Source organism: Hoeflea sp. (assembly GCF_039975035.1).
Taxonomy (GTDB): Bacteria; Pseudomonadota; Alphaproteobacteria; order Rhizobiales; family Rhizobiaceae; genus Hoeflea.
In genome coordinates this window covers 1-12,460 of sequence record NZ_JBDWHW010000086.1, presented here as the reverse complement: position 1 = coordinate 12,460, position 12,460 = coordinate 1, and the positions used below count along the sequence as shown (strand labels likewise).

Below are 12,460 nucleotides of genomic sequence, written 5' to 3'. Positions count from 1 at the left end.
GTGCTGGGGCGCGATGTCAGCCGAACGCACCAGCTTCATGACGGCGTGACCGCCGGCTGGAAAACTGTCTATGAAGCGCCGCAAGAGCATTGGGCGCTTTATGAGGTGGCCGAGAAACTGGTGGATCTTGAGGATTATTTCCGGCGCTGGCGCTTCAACCATGTCACCACGGTGGAGCGGGTGATCGGGCTCAAGCGCGGCACCGGCGGCACCGGTGGCACCAGCTATCTGAGGCGCATGCTGGATGTGGAATTGTTTCCGGAATTGTGGCGGGTGCGCACCGAGTTGTAAGTGGTTTGCAGGGGCGAAGGTTACTTATTTTAGCCTTGAAATATGTAATGACTTCGATAGTCTTGAAATGCCGTTGAATTTTGGGGGGCGCCATCGCTGATGACCAACCCGGATCGAAAACGGCGAATGGTTGCTTGGGAGGGCAGATTGGACACACGCGCGGAAATCAGATTGCCGACCTCGGAGTTGCGCGACGATCTGCCGTTCTACACCAAGACCCTGAAAATGCGTCTCGACATGATCTACCCGGCGGATGATCCGGAAGTAGCCGTGTTGTCGGGTCATGGATTGCGCATTCGCATCCAGAAGGGGGCTGCCGAAGCACCCGGCACATTGCGTATCCTGACCGAGGATCCCGACAATTTCGCCGATGGCAAGCGCGAACTGGTTGCCCCCAATGGCACGCGAATAGAGATCGATGAACTCAACCCGCCGCTGGTCATGCCCGAGACCGAGCATGCCTTTGTGGTTCGCAGGCTGGCCGATCAGGCGCCCTGGGTCATTGGCCGGGCCGGCATGTCGTATCGGGATCTGGTGCCGACGCGGCTTGGTGGCGCGATGATCGCCTCGCACATCCGGGTGCCTGATGGCCCGGTGCCCGACATGGTGCATTTTCACAAGGTTGGATTTCAGCTCATTTTCTGCATCAACGGCTGGGTTGACGTGCTCTACGAGGACCAGGGCGGGCCGCGCAGGCTGCATGCCGGCGATTGCTTCATCCAGCCGCCGCAGATCCGCCACAAGGTGCTGCACGCAGCCGAGGGGATCGAGGTCATCGAGATCGGCGTGCCGGCGGCGCACGTCACGGAAATCGATCATTCGATGACCCTGCCGACACCGGACGAGCATCCCGACCGGGAATGGGACGGGCAGAAATTTGTTCACAGTCTTGCCAGCGACGGGGTTTTCAAACCTTTCCGGGTGCCCGGGTTCGAAGCGCGCGACACAACAATCAACGACAACACCAGGGGCGTGGCATCGGTCATGGTGGCTCGTCCGACTGGCCAGGCAAATCCGGTGTGGATGCGGCATGATTGCGACATCCTGTTCAATTTCGTGATGTCGGGCAGCATGGTTCTGGAAGGTGAGGGCAAGCAGCCCTACCGACTGGAAAAAGGAGATGCGTTTGTTATTCCTCCAAAGATGGCGACGCGCTACAGTGAACCCACCGAAGATCTCCAATTGCTGGAGGTGACACTTCCCGGTTCTTTCAGGACCGAGGTGACAACGGCAATCTGAGCGTCATGTGATGGCAGCCCGCAGATGCTCAACGAAAAAAAGGGCCGAACAAAAACATGGGAGCAGTGAAATGAAAAAAACAACATATGCATTGGCCATCGCGGCCTTGTTCGCGTCCTGCGCGTCAACGCTTGCCGAAGACACAAAGATCGGCCTTCTGATGGACATCACCGGTCCGATCGCAAGTTTCATCCCGCCGTTGCAGAATGCCGCAAACCTCGCGGTCAAGCAGGTCAACGAACAGGGTGGTCTGCTTGATGGTCAGGCCATCGCGGTGTTTGGCGACACCACCGGATCATCGCAAGGCGCGGTCGATGCCGCCGGCAAGCTGATCAACATCGAAAACGTGCCGATCATCATGGGTGCGCTGATGTCGGGGACGACAATCGCGTCGGCCGAGGCCGCAGCTATTCCGGCTGGCGTCGTTCAGGTCTCTCCCACGGCGACATCGCCAGCGATGACAGACATCAAGGACAATGATCTGCTTTACCGCATCGTTCCGTCGGACAACTTCCAGGGCAAGGTTCTGGCCAAGATGGTGCTCGACGAAGGCCTCAAGAAGGTTGCGGTGACCTATGTCAACAATGACTACGGCGTCGGTATCGGCGGCACCTTTGTCGAAGCTTACAAGGCTCTTGGCGGCGAAGTCGTGGCCGAGGTCAAGCATGAGGAAAAGAAGAACTCCTACCGGTCTGAACTTGCGACGCTTTCCAAGGCCGGCGGCGACGCGCTGGTGGTGATTGCCTATGCCGGCGATTCCGGCAGCAAGATCGTCAAGCAGTCGCTCGAAGGCGGTCTGTTCACCAGGTTCATCGGCACTGACGGCCTGCGCGATGAAGCTTTGATCGCCGATATCGGCGCGGAAGGGCTGGCAACCTCGTTCTTCTCGGCGCCGACATCGCCGGCTGACAACCCGAGTCAGGCAAAGCTGCACGAACTCTACAATGCCGAATTCAAGGAAGGCGCCGACAAGCCGTTCGTCGACCAGACCTATGACGCCACGTTCCTGACGCTGCTTGCTGTCGAGCAGGCAGGTTCCGCCGACCGGGCCAAGATGGCCGAAGCGCTGCGCGCGGTTGCCTCCGCACCGGGTGAGAAAGTCGGCCCGGGCGAATGGGAAAAGGCCAAGGCGCTGATCAAGGAAGGCAAGGACATCGATTATGACGGTGCCGGCGGCGCCTATGACTTCGATGAAAACGGCGATGTCGCGGGCTATATCGGCAAGTTTGTCGTCGATGGCGATAAATACAAGCAGATCGCCATTTTTGAATGATCCTGCCTGAGTGATCTGAAGCGGCCCTTCCCGGTCTCCGGGGAGGGCCCAATACAAAGCGCGAGCCACCGGGCCGGTACTGACCGGTTACGAAAGGCATCGCCAGCGGTTGAAAACAGCCGCGACAAGGGGCGCAGATGATTTCAGTCGAACATGTGAAGGTCAGTTACGGCGGCCCCAATGTCGTCGATGACGTCAGTTTCGACATCCCGGCGGGCCGCATTACCGGATTGATCGGCCCCAATGGGGCGGGCAAGACCACGATGTTCAATGCGATCGCCGGTCACGTCGCGCTTGCCGGGGGACGTATCCTGCTCGAGGGCAAGGAGATCACCGGGCTGCAACCGCATGAGCGGGCGACGCGCGGTCTGGCACGTACCTTCCAGATTCCGCACGAGTTTTCACAACTCACCGTGATCGAGAATTTCATGGCCGCTGCCGCAACCCCGATTGGCGAGAATGTGTTCAACGTCATCTTCCGGCGCGGACGCTTTGCGGCGGAAGAGGAAGCGACCTATCGTGCGGCGCGCGACATGGTGAGTTTTCTCGAAATCGATCAGGTCAAGGACGAGAAAGCCGGCAACCTGTCGGGTGGCCAGAAGAAGCTGCTGGAGCTTGGCCGGGCGCTGATGCGCAAACCCAAGATCATTCTGCTTGATGAGATCGGCGCCGGCATCAACCGGACGCTGCTCGCCAAGATTTCCGACAAGATCCTTTTGCTCAACAAGGAGCAGGGGCTGACCTTCTGTCTGATCGAGCACGATCTGGATTATGTCTCCAAACTCTGTGACGAGGTCATCGTCATGGCGCAGGGCACGCTTTTGATGGAAGGGACAGTGGACGCAGTGCGCCAGGATGCGCGCGTCATCGAAGCCTATTTCGGCGGCGGAAAATATGAGGCCCGGCCATGAGCGCGTTGCTGTCGGTGAAGGGGCTGACCGCCGGATATGGCGGTGTGCCGATTATCGAGAATATCAATATTGATATTGCCGAGCATGAGATCGCGGTCATCATCGGTCCCAACGGCGCGGGTAAATCGACCCTGCTGAAGACGATCTTCGCGCTGACTGCCCGTTCCGGGGGTGAAATCTCATTTGCCGGGAAGGACATCTCGGAGCTCAGGACAGCCAAACTTGTGCCTTTGGGCATTTCCATGGTGCCGCAAAGCCACAATGTGTTCCCGACCCTGAACGTGGATGAGAACCTCGACGTCGGCACCTATGCCGCGCCACCGAAAGACAAGGAAGCGGTGCGTGAGAATGTGCTGTCGCTGTTTCCTGATCTCAGGAACAAGCTCGGTCAGGCTGCGGGTGAATTGTCCGGCGGGCAACGCCAGATGGTGGCAATGGGCAGGGCATTGATGAGCGAGCCGAAATTGCTGCTTCTCGATGAGCCGACGGCTGGATTGTCTCCGGCCTATCTCGAAATCATTTTCGATCTGCTGCTCGATATCCGCAAGCGCGGTGTGACCATCCTGATGGTGGAGCAGAATGCCAAGCAGGCCTTGCGCATTGCCGACAATGGTCACGTTCTGGTCAGCGGCAAGAATTTCAAATCAGGAACGGGCGAGGCGCTCTTGAATGACGATGCGGTTCGGCGGTCCTTCCTCGGGGGTGCCTCGGCATGATCGATTTCATCAACCTGTATCTGGTTCCAGGACTTGCAATCGGCAGTGTCTATGCGCTGGGGGCGGTGGGTATCTCGATGATTTTCGGGATCCTGCGGTTCGCGCATTTCGCCCATGGCGATCTGATGACCATCGGCGGCTATGGCGTGTTGACCGCGGTCTGGCTGATTCCGGTCAATCCGCTGCTGCTGCTGCCGTTCGGCATCGCGCTGGCGATCGTGGCGGCGCTGGTGGTCGATGAGTTCTTCTACAAGCCGCTGAGAAAGCTGCCGACGATCTATACGGTGATTGCCTCCTTTGGCGTGGCGCTGATCTTCCGCTCGCTGGCGCAATTGTTCTGGAGTTCGGGAAACCAGGTGTTCACTTCGGGCGTCCGCATGCCGATGGTGCTGCTTGATACTTTCAGGATTTCCGAACTGCATGCGCAGGTGATCATTCTCACGGTGCTGATTGCCATTGCGCTGCATTTCTTCCTGACCCGTTCGAAGCTGGGCCGGGCGATGCGGGCCGTGTCTGACGAACCGGAACTGGCGGCTGTGGCCGGGCTCGATACCGAACGGGTGATACGCTGGACCTGGGTGATCGGCGCAGCGCTTGCGGCGACCGCCGGGGTGTTTGCCGGCATGGACACAAGCATGCATCCCAATCTGGGCTGGAACCTGTTGCTGGCTATGTTCGCGGCAGCGGTGCTGGGCGGCATCGGCAAGCCGATGGGCGCTATCGCGGGCGGACTGATCATTGGCATCGCGGAGGAAACCCTGACCTTCACCTGGTTCAGCGATGAGGCGTTCATTTCACCGTCCTACAAATCCGCTGTCGCCTTCTTCATCATGGTGGCGTTGCTGTTGTTCCGGCCGCAGGGCCTGTTCAAGGGGAGGCTGCTGTAATGGAGATGACCGGACTGTTCTTCTATCTCGTCAGCGTGCTGATTGCCGGCGGAATCTATGCGGTTCTCTGTCTGGCGCTGAATGTGCAATGGGGCATGGGTGGCCTGTTCAACGCGGGCATCGCCGGGTTCTTCGCCGTGGGTGCCTACGCATCTGCCATCGCCACGACTGCGGTGTCCTCGAAACATCTGGGCGGGTTTGGCCTGCCGATCCCGTTTGGGCTGGCGGCGGCGATGATCGTGGCCGGGTTGACCGGCTGGGTGGTGGCCAAGATCTGCGTGCGGCTGAAGAGTGATTATCTGGCGATGGCCTCCGTCGGTATCGCCGAAATCCTGCGGCTGGTGATTGTCAACGAATCCTGGCTCACCAACGGCAGTCTCGGCATTTCCGGGGTGCCGCGTCCGTTTGGCGATGTGGTGCAGGGCAGGGAGGCCGATCTTCTCTATCTGGCGGTGGTCTGGTTGTGCGTCGCCGGTGTCTACATCCTGTGCCAGCGGCTTTATGTCAGCCCGTGGGGGCGAACATTGCGGGCGATCCGCGACAATGAGGATTCAGCACGCGCGGCCGGCAAGGACGTGGACTGGTTTCGCCTGCAGACCTTCGTGATCGGCTGCGCCATCATGGGATTGGCCGGTGGGCTGTCGGCGCATTACTTCAAGTTCCTGTCGCCATCGGCGACCGAGCCGCTGCTGGTGACGTTCCTGGTCTGGGTGATGCTGATGGCAGGCGGATCGGGCAACAACAGGGGCGCCATTGCCGGCGCGCTGGTGATCTGGTTCATATGGTCGGCGACCGAGATTTTCACCAGTCGCCTGCCCCCGGAATGGATCACCCGGTCGTCCTATATCCGCATGCTGCTGGTCGGGCTGCTGCTGCAATTCGTGTTGCAGAAATTCCGTTCCGGCCTGGTGCCCGAGAAATCGCCAGAGATCAGATCCGACTGACCATCCCGAAGGGGCAGGAATTTATTCAGCCGGCTCTTGCTGCGGCAGGAACGAGACCAGCTTGGCGCGGACCGCATCGGGCCAGGGGATCGATGTATGCTCATCAAGCTGGCTGGCCGCCAGCACCTGTTTGCTGGTCCAGCGCTTCTCGTCGCCACACAATACGGTGTGCTCGAGCGTCATCGACGATCTTCCGACCTTGGTGACTGTCAGCTCGAACGTCAGCGTGTCGCCGAAGAATGACGGCTTGGAAAAATCACAAGTCAGATGCACGGTCGGTGTGCCCCAGCGTTCCTTCCAGATGATCTCATGCCATGGGAAACCGATCGCCGACCAGAATTCCTCGTTCACGCCATTGAGCAGGTTGAGGTAGGACGGATAGTAGGCGGTGCCGGATATATCGCAATCGCCGAAATGCAGCATGCGGTCGGTTGAGTAGCTGACGGACATTGTTCCCCCCTGAAATTAAACTCCTCTGTCCGGTCATGTCGCATGAGGCGAGCGATGAGGCAACCGCTGGTGCATTCAGTATCTGTCGATGTCAATCCATTGCGCTCGATGACTTGGGCCAGTCCGGGTGGCGGGAGCTGATGGCTCAAGAAGACGCAGAACGTGAAAAAAGGCCGGGTGGTAGACCCGGCCTTGGTCGTCAGCGTTTTACAGCGCTGCCAGAATGGAGCGCTCGATATCGCTGGTTGTGCTGTTCGACAATGTCTTGGGCAGTTCCAGCCGGATCTTGTCGGTCACGCTCGAATGCAGGCTGGGTCGGGTTTCGCCCAGCGTATCGGGATCGAGAACCAGGATGAGATCGTCGAACTTGTGCGCCTGGGCAAGATCATAAAGATGATTGGCAAGGAGCTTGGCGAACGTCGCCTCCATCGATTCCTTTGCTGAGGTGTCGGGCGGCTGCTTGCCTGCGGGGCCCTGATCGGCGAGATCGCCAGGTTCGAGATTGTGCTCGTGTTGCAGTTTGAGGTCACCGCTCTTGGCGGAGTTCCGGTAGAATTTGGCGCCTTCTCCGGTGCCCACGACGATGAGTGTTTTGTGCGGTACTGGTAGGTGTGACATGCAGTCTCCCGGCTGAAATTCAGGGTTGAAATCTGGCTTCACGACTGTCGCAGCCAATCATGGTCATTTCGGGAGCAGCCACATTGGCAACTGCCCCGGATCCGGGTTCAAGCAGCCCGGACTGATTTGCGGTGGTGCTCGCCTTCGCTCACTTCTTCGATGATCTTGGAAACGAAAGCTTCCAGATCCTCAGGCGAGCGGCTGGTGATGATGCCGTTGTCTATGACGATTTCGCTGTCTTTCCACCTGGCGCCGGCATTTTCCATGTCGGTGCGGATGGAGTGGTAGGACGTTGCTTCACGTCCCTTGATGACACCGGCCTCGATCAGCAGCCACGGTGCATGGCAGATGGCGGCGACGACCTTGTCACCGGTCACGAAATCACGCACCAGTTGCACAGCTTCCCTGTTGACCCGCAACAGATCGGGATTGATCTGACCGCCCGGCAGGACCAGTGCAATATAGTCGTCGACCTGGACGTCGGAAATCTTCATGTCCGCATCAACCGAATGGCCCCAGTCATCCTTGTCCCAGCCCTTGATCGCATTGCCGTCCGGGGTGGCGACATGAACGGTGGCTCGCGCCTTGGTGAGATGCTCAAGCGGGTATTCGAGTTCAGACTGCTCGAAGCCGTTGGTCGACATGATGAGAATCTTGGCGTTTTCCAGATTGGACATGGAATGGCTCCCTGTTTTTCGAGAATTACAAGTGTTCAACGCAGGCGGTGCGGTTGAGTTCCGTGGTTGGGTGAATCGAACCGCCTGCTGGTCGGCATTAGACAGCCGCAACTGATGACAAGCCGGTATCGGCTCCGCCCGCGTCAGACTACGCTTTGTTCGTGTGAGTTGGCTCAAGCCCGCATCGAGAGCAGCGCAATGGCCGCATCAAGCTGGTTGAGCAGCGGTGCTATTTCACCGCCCCGGTCGGCGTGCGACCTGGCTTCGAGCTCAACGCGCATTTCCCGCAGCGTACCGATCCGTTGTTCAACTGGCGACGGCGACATCAGGACCGTATCGATATCGTCTCCGGTTATGGTCTGGGCAATCCCATCGATATCGCCATCGCCGCCTACCTGGGCGTCGACAGGATCTATCATCGAACCGTTTTTCATCACCGGCATGGCATTCTCCTTTGTTACGCCAGGTCAACGCAGCAAGGGTGAAGCTGGTTCCGTGGTAACGGCAGCTGGTGCGATGTGAGCCTTTGGTTCGAGGCTGCGCGGGCGAATAAGATAAGTCTGCATGCTGATCCGGCGGGGCCGTATCGCCTGGAGTTTCGATTGGTCCGGGTCGGCCTGGGGGGGCGGGTAATTTGGAGTCAGCGTGCCGCCTTGCGGGAAACTTCCAAAGCCTCGTTCAATGTTTCCGCGTCGCCGATATGGTTGGCCAGAACAAGGATCAGCCGAGCGTTGAGTGCGGCGCTGTCATCGTCGGACAGCCCCTCATGCGCGCGGATCAGCTTCTCGTAAAAATCATCCGGCGCGGCAATGTTCAGCGATGTGACAAGTTTGGCCATGGTCAGTCCTTTCCGCAGGCTTCGCGCAAGGCCTTGCGCAGGGCGGCTTCATTGAAACTGTCCCAACGCGCCGCCACATGCTGGTCGGGACGAATGAGATAGACGGCAGCCCTGGCCGAGCCGAGATAGCGTTCGGCCAGAGCGCCGCTGGGATCGTCGCTTGCACTCAGGGCGAGGCGGCGGGCGGTGATGCCGTCTTCCTCGATGCTGTCTGGCGCATCCGCATCGATGGTCATGATGATGAATTCGCCGCCGAGGCGGTTGAGAAGATAAGTGTCGCCCAGCGGAACATCGGGGCAGGCGCTGCCTGTGCGAGTGCGCGCCGGGCCGCCCGCAAGCTGATCCGGCCCGTTGAGCGAAAGTCCGTCATAGGTGCAGGGAACCGAAAGCCGGCCGGAGTTGACAAGACTGCGGGCAAACGGGAGATCCGCGGCCAAATCCAGCACGGCGTTGCGGAATATATGGCTGGTCCTGGATTTCGGCGTGATAAAATCGGTTGCCCGGGTCGAGTTGAGGATGTTCTCGTCGGCGCCGTGTACCCGTTCCTCGTTGTAGCTTTCAATCAGTGTCTCGGGTGCCTTGCCGTTTACAACGAGGCCAAGCTTCCAGCCGAGATTGTCGACATCCTGCATGCCGGAATTGGCGCCGCGCGCGCCGAACGGGGAAACCTGATGGGCGGAATCGCCTGCAAAAATCACCCGTCCGTGGTTGAACTTCCGCATCCGCCGGCACTGGAACGTGTAGATCGATGACCAGACAATGTCGTACTCCACATCCGCACCGAGCATGGCGTCGAGCCGCTTGCGGATGTTTTCTTCCCTCATCTCTTCCTTGCGGTCGATATCCCAGCCAATCTGGAAGTCGACCCGCCAGACATCATCGGGTTGCTTGTGCAACAGCGTCGAGGCACCGGACTTGAACCAAGGCTCGAACCAGAACCAGCGCTCTGTCGGAAAACTCGTGGATTTCATCTTGATGTCGGCAATGAGGAAGCTGTCCTGGAACACCCGGCCTTCGAAATCGAGGCCAAGCATGCCGCGCAAGGGCGACCCGGCGCCATCGCAGGCAACCAGCCAGTCTGCCTGCAGCGAGTAGGGGCCATCCGGCGTCATCACGGAGATCTCGACGTGATCGCCCTTGTCCTCGACAGCATCGATGCGGTTCTTGCCGCGGATCTCGATCGGTGCACCCCTGGCGCGCTCGGCCTCGATCTGTTCGAAGATGAAGCGTTCGAAATAGGGTTGCTGGAGATTGATGAAGGCCGGATACTTGTGACCTTTCTCAGGCAGAAGATTGAATTCAAACACCTGCCGGTCATCATGGAAGACCTTGCCGACATTCCAGACAACTCCCTTTTCGAGCATGGCGTCGCCGCAGCCAAGCCGGTCGGCGATTTCGAGCGCACGCTTGGAAAAACAGATTGCCCGGCTGCCCATGCCGATCCCCTCGTGGTCATCGAGGACCACGACGGGAATGCCCTGACGGCCAAGATCAAGCGCCATGGCGAGACCGATCGGTCCGCCGCCGCCCACCACCACCGGATGACGGACGGGTTTTGCGGCGTCCTGATCGTCCGATCTCGCATAGGGATAAAGCCTGAAGGCCAGCGAATAGCGATCCTGCAGCATGGGTTTCCTCCTCCCGAAGAAATTGTTCCGCTCAGCCCTGAAGGGCGTCCCACATGTCCTTGTCGCGTTGGGCGGTCCAGATCCGCGGTGTGTCGATGCCACGGGCTTCATCGTAGGCGCGGGCGACGTTGAACGGCAGGCAATGCTCGTAGATCGCGTAGTCGGAGAATTTCGGATCGCAGGCGGCGCGCACTGCGTCCCAGGCTTCCTTCAAGCTGCCGCCGCGCGCCACGATTCGCGCCACCGGCTTGTAGGTGCTTTCGACGAAATCCGCGGTCGCGGCGAGTGCCTTGGCGACCATCTCTTCACCGACCAGCGCATCGCCGCGTCCAGGCGCGATGCTCTTGGGTTCAAAGGCCGCGATGTTGGCGAGCGTTTCGGCCCAATCGGAGAAATGCCCGTCACCGCAATAGCAGGCGGAATGGTATTCCACGATGTCGCCGGTGAACATCACCTCCTGGTCAGGCACCCAAATGACCGCATCGCCGGCGGTGTGAGCGCGCCCCAGCTTCATGATGTCGACGCGGCGCTTGCCCAGATACACCGTCATCGATTCCGAGAAAGTGGTGGTCGGTCGGGTGAGGCCGGGTATTTCCTCATGGCCCTGGAACAGGCGCGGGAAGCGTCCGAATTCGCTGTCCCAGTCCTCCTGCCCACGCTCCTCGACCATGGCCGCGGCGGTGTCGGACATGATGATTTCCCGCGCGCCATAGGCCGATGCGCCGAGCACCCGGACCGCGTGATAGTGGGTCAGGACCACATGGCTGATCGGCTTGTCGGTGACCGAGCGCACGCATTCGATCACCTTGCGGGCGAGACGCGGGGTGGCTTGCGCCTCGACAATCATGACGCTGTCATCACCGATGATCACGCCGGTGTTGGGATCCCCCTCTGCGGTAAAGGCGTAAAGACCCTCGCCGATCTTGGTGAAGCTGATCTTCTTGTCTTCCATGTCGCCTTGTGATGCGAATGCCTTGGCCATTTATGTCTTCCTCAAGTTTCTTGCGCCCGTTCGGGCAGTTCGACCGCAGACAGCAGCTTGCTGCTGCAATCTCCGGATCCGGTACGGTGTCGACCGCCCCACGCTCCACCCGCGCAAGGTTGCTGTGTCGCCGTTTTCCATGAATGTGCGTGACTTCCAGCGCACGCACACGATCAAACGCGTTGCCGCCAGTGTACCCGCCAGGTGCCTATTTGTCCCAGTTGCCTTCGATCGTTCCGTCGAAGTGTTTTTCCAGACTGTCCCAGCACTCGATGTAGTCATCCTGCAATGGGGCTTCCTTGGCCGCGAAGCTTGTCAAATGCTGCGGGAACCGGGTTTCGAACATGAACGACATGGTGTTGTCGAGCTTGCTGGGCTTCAAATCTGCGTGGGTCGCCTTTTCAAAAGCCTCGTTGTCGGGGCCATGCGGCAGCATCATGTTGTGCAGGCTGATGCCGCCCGGCGTAAAGCCATTGGGCTTGGCGTCATATTCGCCGTAGATGTTGCCCATCAGCTCCGACATGATGTTCTTGTGATACCATGGCGGGCGGAAGGTGTTCTCCATCGTCATCCATCGTTCCCGGAACAGGGCAAAGTCGATATTTGCCGTGCCCGCCACGCCTGAGGGGGCGGTCAGCACGGTGAAGATCGACGGGTCGGGATGGTCAAACAGGATTGCGCCGATCGGGCAGTAATTGCGCATGTCGTATTTGACCGGCGCGTAGTTGCCGTGCCAGGCGACGACATCGAGCGGCGAATGGCCAAATCGGGTCACATGGAACTGGCCGCACCACTTGATGGTCAGGGTTGAGGGAGCCTCGCGATCCTCGTAGCTTGCCACCGGTGTCTTGAAATCGCGGCGATTGGCCATGCAGTTGGCGCCGATTGGTCCGCGCCCGGGCAGTTCGAACTTCTGGCCGTAGTTCTCGCAGACAAAGCCGCGTGCCGGGCCGTCAACAAGTTCGACGCGGTAGACCAGCCCGCGCGGCAGGATGGCGATTTCCTT

General features: G+C 59.5%; 15 protein-coding genes. 7 read left to right on the top strand and 8 right to left on the bottom strand.

Annotation, left to right across the window (positions count from 1 at the left end):
• The 7 genes from ABJN75_RS07230 to ABJN75_RS07200 form a co-directional block, all read left to right on the top strand.
• Positions 1-291 (top strand): tryptophan 2,3-dioxygenase family protein (locus tag ABJN75_RS07230; RefSeq protein WP_348438213.1); only part of this gene is annotated, 291 nt, incomplete at its 5' end.
• 147 nt (positions 292-438) lie between these two features.
• On the top strand, positions 439-1,530 hold the full coding sequence (locus tag ABJN75_RS07225) for a cupin (protein ID WP_348438211.1): 1,092 nt from the start codon (positions 439-441) through the stop codon (positions 1,528-1,530).
• Between the two features lie 70 nt (positions 1,531-1,600).
• Entirely contained in the window at positions 1,601-2,803 is a 1,203-nt protein-coding gene (locus ABJN75_RS07220; protein WP_348438209.1) for an ABC transporter substrate-binding protein, read from the top strand.
• Positions 2,804-2,940: 137 nt separating this feature from the next.
• Positions 2,941-3,714: an ABC transporter ATP-binding protein gene (locus tag ABJN75_RS07215; protein ID WP_348438207.1), complete on the top strand. Its 774-nt coding sequence runs from the start codon at positions 2,941-2,943 to the stop codon at positions 3,712-3,714.
• Complete coding sequence (locus ABJN75_RS07210; RefSeq protein WP_348438205.1) at positions 3,711-4,430, top strand: ABC transporter ATP-binding protein; 720 nt, start codon at positions 3,711-3,713, stop codon at positions 4,428-4,430. The genes ABJN75_RS07215 and ABJN75_RS07210 overlap by 4 nt, the downstream gene beginning before the upstream one ends.
• Positions 4,427-5,317, top strand: coding sequence for a branched-chain amino acid ABC transporter permease (locus tag ABJN75_RS07205; protein ID WP_348438203.1), 891 nt, complete (start codon positions 4,427-4,429; stop codon positions 5,315-5,317). The genes ABJN75_RS07210 and ABJN75_RS07205 overlap by 4 nt, the downstream gene beginning before the upstream one ends.
• A complete protein-coding gene (locus tag ABJN75_RS07200) occupies positions 5,317-6,261 on the top strand; it encodes a branched-chain amino acid ABC transporter permease (RefSeq protein ID WP_348438201.1) in 945 nt (314 codons plus the stop codon). The genes ABJN75_RS07205 and ABJN75_RS07200 overlap by 1 nt, the downstream gene beginning before the upstream one ends.
• A 21-nt stretch (positions 6,262-6,282) precedes the next feature.
• Here the strand turns inward: ABJN75_RS07200 and ABJN75_RS07195 are convergent, their stop codons facing one another.
• The 8 genes from ABJN75_RS07195 to ABJN75_RS07160 all read right to left on the bottom strand — a co-directional run.
• Complete coding sequence (locus ABJN75_RS07195) at positions 6,283-6,711, bottom strand: thioesterase family protein (protein WP_348438199.1); 429 nt, start codon at positions 6,709-6,711, stop codon at positions 6,283-6,285.
• A gap of 207 nt (positions 6,712-6,918) precedes the next feature.
• Entirely contained in the window at positions 6,919-7,329 is a 411-nt protein-coding gene (locus tag ABJN75_RS07190; protein ID WP_348438197.1) for a host attachment family protein, read from the bottom strand.
• Between the two features lie 107 nt (positions 7,330-7,436).
• Positions 7,437-8,006, bottom strand: a complete 570-nt coding sequence (locus ABJN75_RS07185) for a type 1 glutamine amidotransferase domain-containing protein (protein ID WP_348438195.1) — start codon at positions 8,004-8,006, stop codon at positions 7,437-7,439.
• Positions 8,007-8,179: 173 nt separating this feature from the next.
• Complete coding sequence (locus tag ABJN75_RS07180) at positions 8,180-8,449, bottom strand: hypothetical protein (RefSeq protein WP_348438193.1); 270 nt, start codon at positions 8,447-8,449, stop codon at positions 8,180-8,182.
• A gap of 197 nt (positions 8,450-8,646) precedes the next feature.
• Positions 8,647-8,844 carry a DUF2783 domain-containing protein gene (locus ABJN75_RS07175; RefSeq protein WP_348438191.1) on the bottom strand — a complete coding sequence of 66 codons (198 nt, stop codon included), beginning with the start codon at positions 8,842-8,844 and terminating at the stop codon, positions 8,647-8,649.
• 2 nt (positions 8,845-8,846) lie between these two features.
• Complete coding sequence (locus ABJN75_RS07170) at positions 8,847-10,472, bottom strand: FAD-dependent oxidoreductase (RefSeq protein WP_348438189.1); 1,626 nt, start codon at positions 10,470-10,472, stop codon at positions 8,847-8,849.
• Positions 10,473-10,503: 31 nt separating this feature from the next.
• Entirely contained in the window at positions 10,504-11,454 is a 951-nt protein-coding gene (locus ABJN75_RS07165; RefSeq protein WP_348438187.1) for an MBL fold metallo-hydrolase, read from the bottom strand.
• Between the two features lie 208 nt (positions 11,455-11,662).
• Positions 11,663-12,460 (bottom strand): homogentisate 1,2-dioxygenase domain-containing protein (locus ABJN75_RS07160; protein WP_348438185.1); only part of this gene is annotated, 798 nt, incomplete at its 5' end.